Below are 17,469 nucleotides of genomic sequence, written 5' to 3'. Positions count from 1 at the left end.
GTGCTCCACTGCTGATTTATTGAATTCGTCTCGCGACGGTTGCTGGTATCTGCGCTGTGGGATTGCGCACATGTCGTCTACAGCCCTTCAAGGCTATGCTTTTAGCTTGCTCGCCTGATATTCGATGGCGCTTGCGAGCCCCTTAAGATGGCTCTTCTCTTCAACGGTCAGTTCTCCCAAGCGGCTTTCCGTTTCCTCGAACAGCACTTCCAGCTCCCTCATCTTTGCCTTCAGTCCAAGGAGATGGGCGGCGCGATCCTCTTCTGTCAGCATCTGCATTCTCCCTGGTCCAAGTTGACGTGGTCAAATCCTGACGAATTTTGGCACACGGGTTTGTTGATCTCGAGCATGGATGAGCCGCCCGATTATAGCAACATGTGGAGATCTGTCGCAAATTTTCGCCGGCATATTGCACCTTTGGGACTGTGTTGCAGGGATCGGTCGCTCAAAGTATTCTCAGCGTTTTCTGTGACGTGAGCGACGGTCGATGCCCCACAAATTCAATGATGCCCGTCGCGATAAGTTTCCCAAAGCTAAGTACCGGGTCACGAACTGCTCGGAATACAATGAAAGTCTCCGGCGTCGAGGTGACGTGACGATCTGGGTTTCAGATGATGTGGCACAGAATTGGTCATCGCCACGCCGCAAGACACGCGGTGGTCAGCCGCGTTACTCTGATTTGGCAATCGAGATTTGCCTTACTCTGCGGGTAGTGTTTCGGCTTGCATTGAGACAAACTCAGGGCTTCATGCGGTCGATTGCCAAGCTGATGGGCATGGAGCTTGTGGTGCCAGATTTCTCGACCCTGTCGCGACGCGGCAAGGGGTTGCAGCTCGCCCAAAACCGGCGAGCTGCAAGTAAACCAACCACCCTCATTGTGGACAGCACGGGTCTGAAAGTGCGTGGCGACAACGGCTGGCATGAAGAGAAGCACGGCACCAAAAAGGCCCGCAAAACATGGCGCAAGCTCCACATCGCCCTCGATCCGGTAACGGGCGAAATCACCGCGACGGAGTTGACCACTGAACATGTGGGCGATGAAACGGCACTGTCAGCTTTGCTCACTGACATTGATGACGATGTGAGCCGGTTTCTGGCGGATGGTGCGTATGACGGCCAAGGGGTGGTTGACTGCCTGATTGAGAAGTTTGGACACGAGGTTGAGATCATTATTCCTCCGCCGAAAAACGCGGTTCACGGCAAGAACGCACAACGCAACCACCACATCGATGTCATCGCTCAAAATGGCAGAATGAACTGGCAAACGAAGACGGGATACAACGAGCGATCACGGGTCGAAGCCCAGATCGGCAGATGGAAACAAGCTATCGGAGATCGCCTGCAAGCGCGTGATTTCGACAGTCAGATCGCTGAAGCGAAAATTGCGTCAAAAACGCTCAACCGCATGACTTCTCTCGGTCGTGCGGCGTATGAGCGCGTCGTCTGAAGTGATGGGGTAAGGGGCAAATCCGCCTCAGTCCTGATCCATGCAACACAGCCGTTGAGCGAACGATCCGTGCAACACAGTTCCCTCCTACCTAATTGGCTTTGTCTAGAAATCCCTCAATTTCGTCCTTAAGCGCATCCGAGTCACTCTCCCTAGCGCGCAGAAGTAACTCCTTGAGCTCGGTAAACCTCTTCGAAATAGAATCACATCTGCCGAGCGCTTCTCTGAGTTCAGCAGACCCCACACCCCATCCGCTGGCAAGATATTCCATATTGTCCAATTCCGCACTATCGCGGGCTATACGCTGATCTATCCGCTTGATGAGCTCGGGCTTGACGTCTCCTCCTTCTGCGGAGTCCTTGAAGGATTGGAACGAAGGCTGGATGTTGACAATGCTCTGTCGTGCGATGGTGATCAGAGACGCGAGCTTCTCTTTCGCCTGTCTTAGTTCTTCATGTTCCTTGGAATTGATGGAGTTGCTTTGCTCGGGTTCATTCGCTGTGCGGCTTCCGAAATAGAAACCTACAATAGCTGTTAGCGCGGTCGCGAGCATGGTCAGGATCTGTTGTGCAAGCGTGGCTACACGTTCACCATTGTCGAGCCTGTAGACATTGAGTTCGGTGAATCCATCTTCGATGTTGGACTTGACCACAAAACCCTGACCATAGGCTTCCCTGAGCGACTCTTGTCCCTTTGAAACGGCCTGCTCGGCATTCGATATCCGTTCTTTGTATGCCGCGTCGGTCTCATTCTTATCGTCAGCCGACTGTCCCTTCGGGCGAAAGTCACCGGCTTTGACAACTTCGGTATCGACGAGTACGCGGCGCTGGGGAGAGCTGACCTCGGTGATCAGATAGATGCCAAACACAAGCACTAAAACAATAAATCCCATGGCGAGGATTGCACGTATGGACCCTGGCGGCAGCCCGAATGCGTGATATTTGCTTACCATGCCAGAGGCCGACAGGGCCTTAAAGCAGTATACGATTGTGAATATGAGAGACGGGAACGCGATCATCCCGATCAATATCGGCAGAACAAATCGATGATCACTCAGGACATCTGGATTGTTCCATATTAGGGCAGCGACAAATAGTAGGCTCAGCGCAAATATGAAATGCGATACCCACAATTGCAGAGACCGTTTTTCTGAATTATTGGATTCATCATTACCGGTGTTAGACATCTTCTCAACCTTCAATTTATGTTTTGGCGTTCTTCACTTTCTTCAGTGCCGCGCAATGAGAGCCCCAAGATGCGATCAAATAAAGGAACTCCCACGCCGATAATCGCGGAACCGCAGCAGACATTCCTTAGTCATTCGAGATTGGCCTGCAAGGCCATTCTATCGGGCGCTTCGGAGGAGCAGCGAATAATTTCCACCGCCCGCGAACTGTAGTTCGGATGGTGCAAACGCTCGCCCACACCGAACGCAATCAGAGTCAATCCGCGCTCATTCCGCACAATATGCTCCAAGCCGGTTGGATCCCCGTGCGTACTTCCAACCAGCCCTTTTAGCAATTGGTGCTTAACCCATTCCGCGCGCGCTTCCGAGATTCGCATATTTGCCTCGGGAGATCCCGTATAGCTGGCGCCACCACGCAGAAAGATTATCTGAATTTGAGTGTCGTCTTTTGCGATGCGGTCCAGTTTGTTAATAGCGCCCAAAATATCGGCCGGTTCGGTTGAAATGCGCACGTGATTTTCGTCAAAATCGACATACCCAATCGTTTCAACCTCGCCCCTCGCACATCCAGGCAAATAGCTTTCCCCGTTCCGGCGCAATAGATCATTGACAATGCCGGACACTCTGACCGACATGCCTTCCTGGATGACACTATCATATTGGCCCCCTGGGGTTCCCGCGCTCTGGCCTTTAGGAGGTTTGGCTTGCGGAAAGAATTCTGAAATCCCATAGCGAACGGCGGCCAGCCTTGCCGAGATACCAAGCGCCGTTGCGGCAAGCCAGTTCTGATTTGTGCGTATCTTCCGGATGTCCTGAACCAGAAGCTTCTGCAACTCTGCCATTCGGCTTATGACGGTTACAAGCTCTGGCTGAGAACGTCGGTCCAGCGAAGATACAAGCGACAGTGTGTTCACCATTGCATTTGCACGATCGATGCGTGACGACAAACGGTCAATCCTACGCCTGAGATCCTCTATTGTTGCCTTGTCGGTTGGCTCTTGCCGAGCGACAACGGGAAAGGTGAAGTCCAAATTCAACCGATTTCCGTTTAGCAGCGACAGAGTGTTACCAGTTGCGGCAGGAGATTTAGGAGTGTTGGACTCTGGAACAGGATCCACCGAAAATTCGAGGATGGTGCTCCGTCGAACCAGAACGCGCTCATCGGGTTTCTCCACCCGGGCCACCCAGGCCCAATCCCCGAAATTTCTGATGTGAATCAGTCTTAGAGTGCGGAATCCGCCGTGCCCGGTAGTAGAGGGCTCGACACCCATGTGGGTCGATCTGGGCGTTGATTGACGGGCGAACGTCATGCTACCTATCTCAGGCAGCGGCGCTGTCAATTGCCCCAGAAAACCGATCGAAAGTAATTTGCTAACTATTTTCCCCGAAATCGGATTGAGCTCGACAACTCTCAGACTTTCAGCGGGTCCGTCTCGTTCCTCCACTGCCAGCTTGCTAATTTGTCCTTCTTTATAATACGCGATTTCCGTAGCGAAGATGAGCGCGATCGTGAAAATCAGTGCAATCGAAATAAACCTTCCAAAAATCACCTGCCCATGGCTCTTTTGGCCGAGGACGACGCAATTCAGGAGCCAACGAAGTAAGTTCTGGGAGTCTTTTTTTGCCTCCTTGAGTTTTCGTTGAGCATCGCCGCGATACTTTACATATTCCTCAAGGGCGTCATCGCGCTCAGCCTGCAACCCCGGTCGAATTCGATTCAGAGCACGCCTAAACCAACCAACATCATTTGCTGGCTGTCGGTTCCGGGCAGTAAGTGCGGCGTTTGCCTTCCACGGTTGGATCAGGTAGCCGAGAAATCTTGCTAACTGTCCATAGGACAGCATCGCAATGGCCGGACCCCAGAAGCGGATGAAAAGGCCCAGGAAATACGTTAAAAAAATGCACGAGATGATTAGTCCAAGCGCAAGCAGTGCAAAAAGAAAAACCAAGACACCCAGCCCTGCATTGTGAATTGCAGCAGCGGTCACATCAAAGCCGCCAATGGTCAATGTGGTGGGTACCTTTGATATCGCGATCTGGATATGCTCGATAACAAAAAGAGAAACGGCAAAAACCACGGCCAAAACTGTCGAAAACTTCAAAAAGAAAGGTGTTTCATTAATCTGCCGTCTAAGCAATCGCAGCGCAGCGTTTTCGGCGGCACCGCGCTCCGTGGTGTACCTAAGATCAGCTCCTCTGCAGTACAATAACAGATGCTGGTCGCACAGGATGCCCGCACCATCCTCTGCCGTCGTTCGGGCACATCTCTTGTTTCCACGCATCGCAATACAAGTGGCTTTCTTTTGCTCCATATTCTCATTATTCGAGGCCATGATCACCTCTCCTTCCAATAACGTTCGTGCCGCATGCAATAAGGTCGTTAGAAAAACCTTGTAAATATTTGCATTCTAGCTGTGAAATCAGCGTGATTCAGATGATAACCCAGCGTGAAAAATCGCTTGCTTGCCAAGCGATTTGCTTGGCCCCGCCGCTAACACAAGAGTTCTGCCACCTATCGGCGACGTGATCAAATGCGGTCCCGTGCCAGGCCTCTGGCGCGCTACCCGTCTGGAGCTACGGGACTGATAATGATTAGCCGTGCGCTTCCAATAGCGCTACTTTGTTTTCACCCAATTCGATCTCTTACAAGGCGATCCTCGGCGAACGAATGAGCCATCTGGCTTTTGACTCTGTCTTGTGGAGTGAGCAATTCTCTGCGGCCACGAAGCTCATTTGCCTTGCGCTCGACGGGTGTCGGAGCACTGGTTTGTTCGGTGTCGAGATTGACGGATGTCAATTCTTTGGCCTGGCTTGGTTGGTCATCTACAAATCTCAGCGCCAGAGCCCGGGCGACCTGAGGCGCTGCAACGCTAGTCCCATTCAGCACCGCGTTGGTTCCTGATCGACTGCCCGCCGCTAGGACACCGGCCAAAACCCGAGAACGATCACTTACCGCTGACAAACTTGGCGATCTGACCGTTCCAGAGCCAGCTGATGAATAATGGGATGACGCTTGATCCCTCCAACGATAGCCAGCAACGATGAATGCGTTGCCGTTGGTTCCGATACCGTTAAGTGATCCGTATCCACAAATTTTTCCATTTGTGACATGAACATTTGAAAACTCTTCGAGCTCCTGAATCAACAGCTGTTCTGGAACAATCTTCTTGTCAACGAAATACGACTGCCGCCCCAAGCGGCGATACCCAAAAAGCCTGTCATCTCTTTGAATCCACGCACTTATGTCTTGCTTGCTTGCGAGCGTGGCTGATACCTTGACTTGCCAGATACCTGGGGGGGCCGGAGGTGCATCTGATCGGCTAACCCTGGTCGGTGCAACGGCCACCAACACTCTGATCCGACCAATTCCATTGCCCATGACATCGGTTTCAGTATCAGCCCCCGCCCATGCGACGAAGTCGGGGGCTTCGGTATCGCCACTCGCAAGCGCCAGGGCCCCTCCATCAAGGTCAATTCGTGCGGCTCCCCCAAATGGTTGGCCAGGTGAAACAATCTCGACGCAAGGCTCTCCCGCATCGGCAGGCAGCCAAATTTCAAGAAAGTTGGGTGAGATATCATCAGCTGGGATCATCCAGTCAAGATCAAGCGCCTCCGCTCCCGGGCTGTCGGCCACCCGCCGCGCATGCCCGTCCGCACGAAACCGGTTTCCAGCGGGGAGCACCACTTGCACCGGATTGATTGGGTCAGCTGTGTCCCTGTTCGCGGTCATTTCGCTGAGACATTTCTCTATCGGATGTGAACCGCGATGGCTGCCCGCCCCAAGCCCATAGCTGAAGTTGATGATCAGAGGTAGGCTCTTGGTATCTGCTTGTTTCGCTATCTCTCTGGAGCGCGCTTCAACATACCGTGTCGCAGCTTTCAAAAACAGGTGCAAAACTGCCCCTGATGCCTCCAGAATGACCCGGCGCGGTAACTGCACCGAGATGATACGGTGGCTGTCGCCTATGTCTTCGCCAGGCTCGAAACCAGCCGCAAGATCCATTATGTGTGTGCCGTGGCTGATCCGTTTTGACAATGCGATGGTTTCATTCTGCGCAAAGTCTTCTAACTCTAGCTGACGCAAAACATCACTCTCATTCGACGCGTCATCTAGTATGTCTGCAATCTCCTTATTCGACCATTCACGCCCGAAGGGGACGGTTGCCGAGTTTCGGTCACGCGGCGCTGTGCCATCCATAACCCAGGCATAGTCGACGCGTGACCCCCCGTCCCCCGACCTGAATCTGTGGTGCGCAAAGTTTGTCGCATCATCAATAATTGCGACAATAGTTTTGACCTTGCAGTTCCTGTCGCATGGTGCTCCCGGTTTTGGGCAAGGCGCCAAGGACTTATACGCTCCAGGAACACTTTCCGCCCGCAATGGCGCACGGTGCCAAGTATGTGTATCGACGGGTTTCCCGCTTGTCGCTGTGGTTTTCAGTGTATCGATGTCGGTATCTATCGGACATTCGGATTCGATCCGAAGCGCGCCCAACTGGTCGCACGCATCAAGCGAACGCCATGATCTATTGGTTTCAAGTTTCGGTGCGTAGTCCACGATCCACAAATCCGGCAGGCATTTGCGATCTCCGGGCTGACTATTCTTGTAGCGGCGACCGACAACCTCAAACCAAACGGTGTACGGGTTTGTGTATGCTCCCAGCTGAATTTCCGGGAAGTGTTCCCAACGGTATTTTGTCATGGATGTTCACCACATGTCTGATGCTGTTCGCGCGGGCCATTCTTCCTTGGCACGCTCCCAGAGCCATCTCAGGGGCCGTGACATTGAACGTTCGGAGACTTCGACCGCTTCTAAAAGTTCGACAACAGGAACGCTGCTTTCGTTGTCCAAGCTTTGGCGCTCACCCGACCTGAAAAGGTCACGCATACGAAAATCAAGGCTGCTGATATTCGTGCCATCGAAACGAGCGGGCTTAACCCGGTTTCGAATGGTTTTTGTATAAGCCTGCCCGGCATTACGGTTCTTGCCCCTAGATGCGCCGACGCCAAGCCCGTTCGCGCGCGCCACAAAGTACTCGCCCAGGCCCAGGCCGAGCATTGCTCCGGCGATCGAATCCGCGGGGAAGTGAACACCCGCTATGGTTCTGTTAATCGCAATGCGCTCTGCTTGGTGCATCAATTGGTCCTGGACACCGTTACCAACATCCGTATCCGCGCGATCATCAACCAAGAGGGACATTACGCGGGCCACGGTAAATGCTTCGGTGGCGTGACCGCTCGGGAGCGTTCCATGACCGGGCATGGGGATCATGGGCTGAATCTGGCTTGAGAACATATCCGGCCGCTTGCAAGCAAGGGCATGTTTGACCCTCTGAGCGACTCCTGTCGCAAAAAGCTGCGCCATGGCCATCAATTCCAACGTGTACCGCGTCCTATCAGGATGCAGTCCAAGAATTACGCCATGAAAGTGCTCAGGGTACCCGGTTTGGCTCAGGATTTCGGCTGAGCGATCCAACCGTAATTCCGAATAAGTGTTCACATAATCCAACTGGCGCCTGAATTCGGTCAGGCTTGGCCGTTTGAAGCTGAACAGCTCTGACGAGTCAAATGTCACCGAACCACTGATCTGATTGCGCGGCTCAAGATGGCGGATCCGGAAATCGGCGTTTTCGTCAGGAACCTCCTCGAAAATTAGAGTAGCCAGCAGGTCAGTTTGAACGACATAGCTGCGCGCCCAACCGGGCCACTGCGCCATGTTGTTCGGGTCACCTGCTGAATTGTCATGCAGATTCCGGTTAGGCCCCTGCCAAGCGCCTATGATGCCATCGCGGGCGGTCGTTATCCCGAAGGACAGACCCGGTGAGAACGCCCCCCCCCCCGGTCCAGCCGCTCCCGTCGCACCAGTAGCTCCCGTCGCACCTGTTGCACCAGTGGCTCCCGTCGCACCTGTTGCACCAGTGGCTCCCGTCGAAAATGGCATAGCGTCCCCCCTTTCCAATTTGGCTGCTAAGACTTTCTAATTCCTGACTCTTCCAATGCTTCGGCCCATCGCCTACCGGTTTCGAAGGCTGCTGCAGGATGAGAGCGCCGATATCCTTCAATGGTTAGGTTTGGCTCGCGCGTGGCGAGTTCCTCGGCAGATTGCCGCGCCTCCTCTAAACGACCGAGGCCGTGCAGAGCGATCGTGCGTACACGCAGGGTTGAATTATGCATCGGATTGCGCTGGTAGGAGCGCTCTGCCAGCCTCAACGCATTTTCAAAGTTCATCGCCGACAACTCAGCAGTTGCCGACAACGTGTCAAAGAGGTAGGCGCCAGGATCTAGAGGCGACAAGAAACGCGATTTCTGCGTATCTTCAACCGCTCTCTCGTGGTCTCCTTGGAATGCCCGCGCAACCCCAGAGAACAATCGTCCATAGGCATTGTTTGGATCAAGATCCAACGCAAAGTCAAAACGATTGAGCGCTTCATCGTAATTCTTCAAGACATTGTTTTCAATTACCGCATCGACCGCGAGAGAGAACGAGCAAGTCGGATTCAGATCGAGAGCTTTGGCCGTACAGTCCTTTGCCCTACTCGCATCAAGTGCCGTGTTGTCATGCCAACCCTGAGACAGGCAAAGCACATACCACAACCCCAACCAACTATGTACCAGGGAGCTATTGGGCGCACGGCGTGCCAATTCTTCGAAATAGGCTCGTGATCTTGCGCTGCTGGCAATATCCTGTTTGTGCAATAACGCGATCGAGGACATGAATAGGCAATGTGACTTTGTGTCCGGCAGGGGCTCCGCACTTACGATTTCGAACGAACGCCGCAGCAGCGTTTTCGAAACGGCCAGAGCAATATCAGCCGCGACAGTAGATTGACCTGCGAAGAATTCGTTTACGCAACCTGAAAATTCGGTGGACCAGATGAATTCTCCAGACGCGACGTCGACAAGATCAACCTTCAGAAAAAATCTTTCAGCGCGGCAATACAGGAGACCAGAAACGACATAGTCTGTGCCCAGCAAATCCGTCAACTCGTTGAGCACCACACGCCGCGCATCAATACTGCGGCAAGAGAAATGCGACTTTATGCGCGCAAAATGCGATTTGGACAAAGAGCGGGACACTTCTTCGGCCAGCATATCACCAAGTGGGATATCTTCGCTGTCATTTTGCGAGGACAGGAAAGGCAAAACAGCAATTGCGGGAAGCAAACTGTCAGGCTCGCGTGAAGAATGCGAAAGTTTCCGGGAACTCGTTCGAATTACCGCGCGCTGCTCGCGAAGCCATTCTTCGAATTCGGACAGGTTCGCCAAATCAATTCCCTCTAGAAACTGACCATCCTGCAGCGTCCCAACTATCTCAACGTGCTCCATATTTAGTTTCACGCACCCGCGATCGCTGTCGTCAAGAATGCTTGAACTTGCTTCGCCCAATAATCGCCGCAGACTCGAAATGCATTGTCTGAGAGAATTACTCGCCCGCTGTTCGTCATACGCTTGCGGCCAGAGCATCGATCTAAGAAAAGAGCGGGAGCGGCGCCCATCCGGAGCGCAGATTAGCAACGCTAACATCGCCTGAAGTTTTCTGTTTCTGACCGGGAGGCACTTTTCGTTACCAAGTTTCGCTTCGAAAGCGCCAAACAGCCTAACCGACAATAGCAAACGTCGCATAAAACTAACCCCTACCAACGTTGGTAGGACAGAAAAGCTACTCTGTGAAGTAGGTTAACAGAGTTTTCACGTCAGTTTAACGCCACAACCGGAAAATATTCGGCACTATCATTGAGCGTGTTATTTCTAGTCGAAATGGTGACGGCGTTGAAAATCAATGATTCGGACGACTTGGTTCTGGCCACGAAGCAACTCGAGGACCTGCGTGACCTCAGCGATTTCTGCGTCAAATGGAAGGACATTAGACCTTTGTTATCGGAAAGTGTTCTTGCGCAGTCCGGGCTCCCGGAACCATCGTGTAAGGTTGTCGAGTTGCTTATGCAACTCGCAGACCGAACTACGACGATGCCGCAGAATGTCGATCGAACCCGATGATGTCGCGCGTGCGGGCAATCCTGATAGGTCTGTATAGCAACCGACTCTGGCTAGATGATCGGATCGATACCGTCTCGAAGGAGATTGAACTGTCAATCGGCGCGCGATCTTGATCCCCTATCGGCATCCAAAAATGGCTCTGTCGCACATTTGGTGCAGTTGTACGGTATTAGCACTACATTTTGGCAGTCTTTGATGGAGGTTGCCAATGACGTCATGGTTTTCGCGCCGAGGATTTCTGCCGAGAGGGCTTAAGGCCGATCAGGTTGAGCTTGATGGCAATACAATCCGGGTTCACGCTCGTTCTTGGGACGCAAAGGCGGCCTGTCCGCATTGTGGCACTGTCTCACGTCATCTTCACAGCAAGTATCGGCGCCGACCAACCGATCTCCCGCGCACGGCCGGCCGGTGGAGCTGGTCTTGCTGGTTCGCCGCTTTCGTTGCCGCGCCATGAGTTGCCCTGCGAAGATATTCGCGGAGCGGTTTTCACCTGCCGTGACGCGACCGCATGCGCGGCGCACCGCCCGTTTGCAAGGGTTGGTTCGACACCTTGGCCTGGCACTGGGCGGGCGACCAGCACAGGCGCTTGCCGCACGGCTCTTGCTGCCGGTCAGCAAAGATACCTTTCTGCGCAGCGTTCGAGATACGACCGAAGCCGCGGGCAGTGAACTCCGCGTCATCGGCATCGACGACTGGGCCTGGCGCAAAGGCCAGCGATACGGCACGCTGATCTGCGATCTCGAGCGACGCCGGGTGGTCGACCTTCTTCCGGACCGCGAGCCCGCCACGGTCGAGGCCTGGCTCCGTGCGCGTCCGGGTATTGAGGTCGTCGCCCGGGATCGCAATGGCGGCTATGGCGGCGCCGTCACACGCGCCTTGCCAAAAGCGGTTCAGGTCGCCGATCGTTGGCATCTGCTTGAGAATGCAAGCGCCGCCTTCCTGACCGCAGTGCGACAGAGCATGCCCGCCATCCGCAAGGCAATCGGGGCGAAGTCGCTCGATCTGAAGCTGTTGACTGCGGCGGAAAAGCTGCAATACGAGGGTTTTCAACGCCGTCAGCAGACCAACCGCATGGTTCGTCGGATGGCAGACGATGGTACTCCAATAAAGCGGATTGTGCGTCTCACCGGGCTCAGTCGCGGCTTGGTCCGTCAGATCATCCGCGGTGAACGCGAAGACGTCTTTCGCATCCGGGAGAGCAGTCTGACACCTTGGCTGCCGCGGCTGGAACGGGAATGGGGCGGCGGCTGCCGGAATGGCGCAGAGCTCTGGCGCCGACTACGGGCAGATGGCTTTCAGGGCAGTCTCCGGGTCGTCAGCGAATGGGCGACACGCCAGCGCCGCGCCGAGCAAGCTGTGCCGTCCGGAACAGTCAAGTCACCACCCGCCCGCAGGATTGCGCGACTCTTGACTGTGGGACGGGATCACCTGTCCAGGGCCGACGCGATTCAGGTCGCGCGGATCGAAGCTGCGTTGCCAACCCTGACAGCCGCCCGAGAACTGACAGACCGGTTCACCGACATGGTGCGCAATGCACGTGGGGGCGAATTGGCAGCTTGGCTCGACGTGGCCGAAGGCAGTCTGATTGCGTCCTTCGCCCGCGGCCTCCGACGCGACTACGATGCCGTTACCGCCGCGCTGCGGGAACCTTGGTCAAACGGGCAAACCGAAGGTCAGATCAATCGCTTGAAAACGCTGAAACGCCAGATGTACGGTCGTGCGAACATCGATCTGCTCAGGGCGCGCCTTGTCGCCGCATCATAGTGTCAAGGTGCATCAACTCTGAGTCAGAGCCTAAAATGACCCCATTGGAGCGCATGGGTAGCTGGCCCGATGCGGTGTAGCCCCCATACAGCGAAGCGGTATCGGGCCAGCGGGGTCTTGGTCATTCACGGGTCTTGAAGCGTCGGCTCTCGTTGCCGGTTTCGACGATGTCGCAGTGATGGGTCAGGCGGTCGAGCAGCGCAGTGGTCATCTTCGCGTCGCCGAAGACCGAAGGCCATTCCCCGAATTCGAGGTTGGTCGTCACGATGATCGAGGTCCGGCGTTGTTGCATAACTTTCTCTTTGAATGATTCACAACGCGAATCCATATGTTTAAACGGGGCGAATGAGTAAGCTATCAACCGCCCGTTACCGCGTCACGAACTGGTCTGACTACAATGCCGCGCTCAAGAAGCGCGGCTCACTTCTTGTCTGGCTGGATAAGGACATGACCTGGTTGGCGGCGCATGAGGGTCGGCCTGGTCGCTCGCCGGTCTTTTCGAATGCGGCGATCCAATTCTGCCTCTCGATCAAGGTACTGTTCAAGCTGCCACTGAGACAGGCGTCGGGGATGGTCGCCAGCCTCTTGAGCTTGGCTGGGTTGGACTGGTCTGTGCCAGACTTTTCCACCCTTAGCCGTCGACAGAAGACCCTTGCCGTTCAGATTCCGTATCGCCGTGCCGACGGCCCGCTCAACCTTCTTGTCGACAGCACTGGTATCAAGTTTCTCGGCGATGGCGAATGGCAAGCCCGCAAGCATGGCGTTCGGGGCTGTCGCCAGTGGCGCAAGGTGCATCTGGCCATGGATACGGCTACCTCCGACATCCGCGCCGTCGAGTTCACTCCAAGCAGTGATGGCGATAGCCCGCTGCTGCCAGAGTTGCTCGACCAGATCCCGACGGATGACGAGATCGGGACCGTCACCGCAGACGGCGCTTACGACACGCGCCGCTGCTACACCGCCATCGTCGAGCGTGAGGGCGCCCCGATCATTCCGATCCGCAAGAACGCTCGACCGTGGAAGGAAAACTGCTCTGCAGCTCGGGTCAGGAACGAAACACTGCGATCCACCTTCCACTACGGTCGGGCGTTCTGGAAGCGCTGGACAGGATATCACGCTCAGAGCCGGGTCGAGGCGAAGATGCGGTGCCTCAAGGCATTCGGCGAGCGCATCTCAGCAAGAGACCCCGACCGACAAACCGCAGAAATCCACATCCGCGTCGCAATCATAAACCGGTTCAATGCTCTCGGCACTGCCAAAATCACTCGTGTGGCATGACATCAGTGGGGAAAGGGGCGGTCACGCCTTACGCATGAGTTACGCAACAACGCCCTCTGATGCTCTCATCAGAAATTCAGATTGCTGTTGGAATTCCCCCCGATTGCCGGTGGGTCACTAATAATTCCTTCCGGGATGTCAAATTAACGTCATTTTAACGAGCGCATCACAGAAGATTCGCGCTGCTTTAACAGTGCCTCAATATCAAAGTCCCAGGAAACGTTTGGGCTTTCGCCCGTCAACTGATCCTAAACTGACTTGTCCAACTTTCTCAGGTCAGTTCAGGCTCGAGTGTGCGGAAGTGGAAACGCCGAAGATCTCACAGAGGTGTAAATTGAAAGAGGTGCCACAATGCCGCTCAAACCACGACGCTACAGCACAATACGCAAATGGTATTATCGTGAACTCGCTGCCTTTGCTGGGATAGATTCAGGCCAGATTGGAAAACATGACCCGCTGAGTAACTACATCGGTGGTGGCATTGCGGCTTACAAGGCATTTGCGATTTCTCTCAACACCAAGCCGGGCTTCTCGGGTGACGGACTAAACATTCGCGCCAATGACATACCCAACGACACCAGCACCGTAACTGATCTGATGATTATAATCGTGAAAGACTACGAGGATCGCAACCAGTCTGTCGAGTTAACTTGAGGGAGGGTTTGATGATCTATTTTCTAGCCAGAACAATTGCAACGGTTTCTGCTGCCGCAACATGCGGATCAATGGCGTATGCCTTGACCAATGAGGAAATTAAATCTCTTGACTCCAACAACAACGGTTGGATCGAACCTGGTCCCGAATTGCAAGAACTTGCCACGAGAAGAGGAGATCTAAACAGACGGCAACTCGTATTGCTAATTGATGAACAGGTTGCCCCGACTGGCAAAGGCATCCCAGTGGATCAATTAACTCGGCTTACTATTGAGGAATCCCTGTTCAAGGACAACAACCCAGATCGTCGCTTCTTCCTACGGGAGAGCATCGAAGATGTTTCTTTGCTTAACCGCAATCGGGTCGCTGCGTCGGACGCTGGTGCGAGTTTTGCTTTTGGGCGAGACAACCTAACAAACACTTCAAGCTGGAGTGCTCAGGGCGCAATTGCATGGCTCGCCTATACCAGACCCGGATGCGGAGGAACCGGCAAAGGAGCACTGTCTGGGTGCGCATTTGCGCCGTATCTGGAATTTCAGGGAGAAGGTACTTCGACCGAAAAAGGTGAAAGCAGTCTGACATTTGGCGTCAAATCGCAATTTGAGTACACTGGCAATAAAAAAGTCGAGTTACATCATGTTTCGATTAATCCGTTTTTTACAACCGATTTTGATTGGGAAGCTGAAATCTACGGTCTATCCGCCACTTGGAGACCGATCAGCACCAAAATGCGCGTTAATGCCTATCCTGCCCGCCAAGGAGACGCCGCAACCTATTGGTGGAATTTCTATGGGCAGGTGAGATACCAGAACGTTCAAGAAGCTGGGAGAACTTCTTTTGTTACCGGTGACGAGTACGGTTGGGTGGGAGGGCATCTTTCGTACACGCGCGTGATGGGGAATGCCAAGGTTGGCCAGTTTTTCACGACCCTTGCGTATGACTACTACTACGACGTTGCAAACGACAGGACAGCCGAGCTTGCCAACGCGCAACTGGGTGTTTTCATCGACGAGCAAACCAAGAACTCAGTAGTTCTCTCTTACTCAAAGGGCCGCAGCCTTCAAAGTCTCACCAAGGTCGACGGCCTCGGACTCTCGCTGAGGATCGCTTTCTGAACCTTGACTCCGGTTCTGATCTAATCCCGCCCGACGGAGTTAACCAAATTAGGCGGGCAAGGGCAACTCGCGAAAGGAGCGTCATGACTAACCCACCCAACACCAAGGATTTTGCAGCTTGGATAAATCTCATGCCTGGCAGTGACCCGAAGCTTATCGTTGTCGGAAAAGTCGAAACGAGTGCAGACAACATGCACCCCAAGCTTACTCGGACCGTACCTCAAGGTGCCAATCCGACCATTTTTCTCCTCGACTTGACGATCGAACAGGTCGGCGTCGGCTCAGAGGTGATTGGCTATCGTGAAACTCGACACGAAGAGCATGCTTCAAAAGGCCAATACTTCCATGTGGCCATTATGTGGGAAGGAACGCAAATCTTACAATTAAACGTGTCCGAGGCGCATTGAGATACCTGGCTCAATTGAAAGCCACCTAAAAGAAAGAAAGGAACTTTAGGTATGCCGAACGAAGAAATCATGAAGCGAGTAGCGGAACTGCTGGCGAGTAACAAATTTGACGATGAACAGATGGTGGCAGTTGCCGAAGCAGTAGAGCGTTCCAAGTTTCCAGTGACCGGCGTCGACGTTTGTACGCACGGTATATGTATTGACATCGGTATTGAAGGAGGGTTGACAGATTTCGATTTGACGGAACTTGTCGACGTTGCGACGGGCCCAATCAGATCTATCGAAATTTTTCCGGAGGGGATCGTCCTGGACGACCGTACACGCGTGCGTTTGACACAAGCATTTTGACGTTGCGACGCCATGCTGACTAAGCAAAAGATTATCCATATTCATCCAACTAGGTTTTGCAACCTGAGCTGCGCTCATTGCTACTCAACGTCTGGACCGAGGCTGCGTGATGAGTTGAGTGTTGATGATATCCTGCGCGCAACCTATCGGTTGCGCGCGTTTGGCTACGTTTGGGCCAGTCTTTCGGGTGGCGAACCGACTTTGCATTCAGAATTTGCAGAGTTGTGCAAAGGTTTGAGCCGCCAAGGATATAAGGTTTCAGTGATTACCAACGGTTGGAACATCAAAAACCTTCTTCATTCTGTCGCAGAAAGCGCGGTCGATTTTTGCGCAGTCAGTTTTGATGGACCCGAAGAGTTGCATGACAAAATTCGCGGACGCAAAGGTGCTTTCCGAGCCGCAATGGCGGGGTTAAGTGCATTAAAGCGTCGCAGGCTTACTGTTGGTGCGATAATCTCTGCTACCCGGCTTAGCATGCCAAATCTACCTACGTTGACCGAAAAACTAGCCGCTGCAGGAGCTTCCAGAATACAGTTTCACCCAATCGCTGCCGTAGGTCGTGCGAAAGAAACTGCCTGGTCCGGTTTGAATGAACTGGATGATGAAGCTTTGGTGCGTCTTATTATGATGACTCGAGCCCTTGAATATGCCTGGCCTCACGTCACTTTTCAGTGCGATGCCACTGTCAGTTCCAATATCGACTTCAAACAACAACTAGAAGCCACCGGACAGCTTATCACACCTCTAGTGCTTAGTGAGCAGGGCGATTTACTTCCCTATGCCTATGGAATTCACCGAAAATTCAGGCTGGGTACAATACATCAAAGCACTATTGATCCCTTTGTTACAAAACCCTTAGGAGAATTGTTAAAATTGGCTGCTGACCGCTGTAAACAAGGTCTAGCAACATCGTACTATTCTGAGCTATGCGCCGCGTCGTACCGGCGTTGTTGCGTAACTCGCGCTTGAGGGGTGACCGCCCCATTCCCCGCTGATGTCATGCCACACGAAGGCTCTGAAGGTGTAGACGCCCCCGCTGGCCTTGGTGTGCCATTGTGGGTTTGCAAACAACCTGAATGGAGGCGTCTATGGATGAGATTAGCATGATTGGCCTGGATTTGGCGAAGAACGGCTGTGTTGCATGGATCAGGACTGAGGCGGATTTGCCCCTTACCCCATCACTTCAGACGACACGCTCATACGCCGCACGACCGAGAGAAGTCATGCGGTTGAGCGCCTTTGACGCGATTTTCGCTTCAGCGATCTGACTGT

At 53.8% G+C, this 17,469-nt stretch carries 13 protein-coding genes and 2 pseudogenes; 8 read left to right on the top strand and 7 right to left on the bottom strand.

Going from position 1 to position 17,469, the window contains the following annotated elements:
- Window positions 1–93: 93 nt before the first annotated feature.
- Complete coding sequence (locus AB1E33_RS19215) at window positions 94–273, bottom strand: hypothetical protein (RefSeq protein WP_372578887.1); 180 nt, start codon at window positions 271–273, stop codon at window positions 94–96.
- A 214-nt stretch (window positions 274–487) separates the two neighbouring features.
- Between AB1E33_RS19215 and AB1E33_RS19210 the strand changes: the two genes are divergently transcribed.
- The gene (locus AB1E33_RS19210) at window positions 488–1,447 is read left to right on the top strand and encodes an IS5 family transposase (protein ID WP_372578886.1); all 960 of its coding nucleotides are present in this window, start codon (window positions 488–490) and stop codon (window positions 1,445–1,447) included.
- Window positions 1,448–1,538: 91 nt separating this feature from the next.
- Here AB1E33_RS19210 and AB1E33_RS19205 read toward each other — a convergent pair whose 3' ends face one another.
- The 5 genes from AB1E33_RS19205 to AB1E33_RS19185 all read right to left on the bottom strand — a co-directional run bounded on the left by AB1E33_RS19205 (window position 1,539) and on the right by AB1E33_RS19185 (window position 9,959).
- Window positions 1,539–2,633: a hypothetical protein gene (locus AB1E33_RS19205; RefSeq protein ID WP_372578885.1), complete on the bottom strand. Its 1,095-nt coding sequence runs from the start codon at window positions 2,631–2,633 to the stop codon at window positions 1,539–1,541.
- A 131-nt stretch (window positions 2,634–2,764) separates the two neighbouring features.
- Window positions 2,765–4,966 (bottom strand): hypothetical protein, encoded by a 2,202-nt coding sequence (locus AB1E33_RS19200; RefSeq protein WP_372578884.1) that lies wholly within the window; start codon window positions 4,964–4,966, stop codon window positions 2,765–2,767.
- A 293-nt stretch (window positions 4,967–5,259) separates the two neighbouring features.
- Window positions 5,260–7,335 carry a S8/S53 family peptidase gene (locus AB1E33_RS19195; RefSeq protein ID WP_372578883.1) on the bottom strand — a complete coding sequence of 692 codons (2,076 nt, stop codon included), beginning with the start codon at window positions 7,333–7,335 and terminating at the stop codon, window positions 5,260–5,262.
- 6 nt (window positions 7,336–7,341) lie between these two features.
- Entirely contained in the window at window positions 7,342–8,349 is a 1,008-nt protein-coding gene (locus AB1E33_RS19190) for a phosphatase PAP2 family protein (RefSeq protein WP_372578882.1), read from the bottom strand.
- A 251-nt stretch (window positions 8,350–8,600) separates the two neighbouring features.
- Window positions 8,601–9,959 carry a tetratricopeptide repeat protein gene (locus tag AB1E33_RS19185; protein WP_372578881.1) on the bottom strand — a complete coding sequence of 453 codons (1,359 nt, stop codon included), beginning with the start codon at window positions 9,957–9,959 and terminating at the stop codon, window positions 8,601–8,603.
- 880 nt (window positions 9,960–10,839) lie between these two features.
- Between AB1E33_RS19185 and AB1E33_RS19180 the strand changes: the two are divergent.
- Window positions 10,840–12,395 (top strand): annotated as a pseudogene (locus AB1E33_RS19180) (ISL3 family transposase).
- A 121-nt stretch (window positions 12,396–12,516) separates the two neighbouring features.
- On the opposite strand, the pseudogene AB1E33_RS19175 reads toward AB1E33_RS19180, so the two are convergent.
- Window positions 12,517–12,675, bottom strand: a pseudogene (locus AB1E33_RS19175) (ATP-binding protein); the annotation flags it as partial.
- 65 nt (window positions 12,676–12,740) lie between these two features.
- Here AB1E33_RS19175 and AB1E33_RS19170 point away from each other — a divergent pair.
- The 6 genes from AB1E33_RS19170 to AB1E33_RS19145 all read left to right on the top strand — a co-directional run bounded on the left by AB1E33_RS19170 (window position 12,741) and on the right by AB1E33_RS19145 (window position 17,166).
- The gene (locus AB1E33_RS19170) at window positions 12,741–13,673 is read left to right on the top strand and encodes an IS5 family transposase (RefSeq protein ID WP_372578880.1); all 933 of its coding nucleotides are present in this window, start codon (window positions 12,741–12,743) and stop codon (window positions 13,671–13,673) included.
- Between the two features lie 351 nt (window positions 13,674–14,024).
- Window positions 14,025–14,327, top strand: coding sequence for a hypothetical protein (locus AB1E33_RS19165; RefSeq protein ID WP_372578879.1), 303 nt, complete (start codon window positions 14,025–14,027; stop codon window positions 14,325–14,327).
- Between the two features lie 11 nt (window positions 14,328–14,338).
- Entirely contained in the window at window positions 14,339–15,442 is a 1,104-nt protein-coding gene (locus AB1E33_RS19160; RefSeq protein WP_372578878.1) for a hypothetical protein, read from the top strand.
- A gap of 83 nt (window positions 15,443–15,525) precedes the next feature.
- Window positions 15,526–15,849, top strand: coding sequence for a hypothetical protein (locus AB1E33_RS19155; RefSeq protein WP_372578877.1), 324 nt, complete (start codon window positions 15,526–15,528; stop codon window positions 15,847–15,849).
- Window positions 15,850–15,900: 51 nt separating this feature from the next.
- Window positions 15,901–16,197: a hypothetical protein gene (locus AB1E33_RS19150; protein ID WP_372578876.1), complete on the top strand. Its 297-nt coding sequence runs from the start codon at window positions 15,901–15,903 to the stop codon at window positions 16,195–16,197.
- A 12-nt stretch (window positions 16,198–16,209) separates the two neighbouring features.
- Complete coding sequence (locus tag AB1E33_RS19145; protein WP_372578875.1) at window positions 16,210–17,166, top strand: radical SAM protein; 957 nt, start codon at window positions 16,210–16,212, stop codon at window positions 17,164–17,166.
- The last annotated feature ends 303 nt before the right edge of the window (window positions 17,167–17,469 follow it).

Origin of the sequence: Ruegeria hyattellae (assembly GCF_041537925.1) — a bacterium.
GTDB lineage: Bacteria > Pseudomonadota > Alphaproteobacteria > Rhodobacterales > Rhodobacteraceae > Ruegeria_C.
This window is presented reverse-complemented; position numbering and strand designations above follow the sequence as displayed.

Coding starts and splice junctions, on each gene's coding strand:
- AB1E33_RS19215 (WP_372578887.1), bottom strand. CDS start 273: ATGCTGACAGAAGAGGATCGCGCCGCCCATCTCCTTGGACTGAAGGCA.
- AB1E33_RS19210 (WP_372578886.1), top strand. CDS start 488: ATGCCCCACAAATTCAATGATGCCCGTCGCGATAAGTTTCCCAAAGCT.
- AB1E33_RS19205 (WP_372578885.1), bottom strand. CDS start 2,633: ATGTCTAACACCGGTAATGATGAATCCAATAATTCAGAAAAACGGTCT.
- AB1E33_RS19200 (WP_372578884.1), bottom strand. CDS start 4,966: ATGGCCTCGAATAATGAGAATATGGAGCAAAAGAAAGCCACTTGTATT.
- AB1E33_RS19195 (WP_372578883.1), bottom strand. CDS start 7,335: ATGACAAAATACCGTTGGGAACACTTCCCGGAAATTCAGCTGGGAGCA.
- AB1E33_RS19190 (WP_372578882.1), bottom strand. CDS start 8,349: ATGGCGCAGTGGCCCGGTTGGGCGCGCAGCTATGTCGTTCAAACTGAC.
- AB1E33_RS19185 (WP_372578881.1), bottom strand. CDS start 9,959: ATGGAGCACGTTGAGATAGTTGGGACGCTGCAGGATGGTCAGTTTCTA.
- AB1E33_RS19170 (WP_372578880.1), top strand. CDS start 12,741: ATGAGTAAGCTATCAACCGCCCGTTACCGCGTCACGAACTGGTCTGAC.
- AB1E33_RS19165 (WP_372578879.1), top strand. CDS start 14,025: ATGCCGCTCAAACCACGACGCTACAGCACAATACGCAAATGGTATTAT.
- AB1E33_RS19160 (WP_372578878.1), top strand. CDS start 14,339: ATGATCTATTTTCTAGCCAGAACAATTGCAACGGTTTCTGCTGCCGCA.
- AB1E33_RS19155 (WP_372578877.1), top strand. CDS start 15,526: ATGACTAACCCACCCAACACCAAGGATTTTGCAGCTTGGATAAATCTC.
- AB1E33_RS19150 (WP_372578876.1), top strand. CDS start 15,901: ATGCCGAACGAAGAAATCATGAAGCGAGTAGCGGAACTGCTGGCGAGT.
- AB1E33_RS19145 (WP_372578875.1), top strand. CDS start 16,210: ATGCTGACTAAGCAAAAGATTATCCATATTCATCCAACTAGGTTTTGC.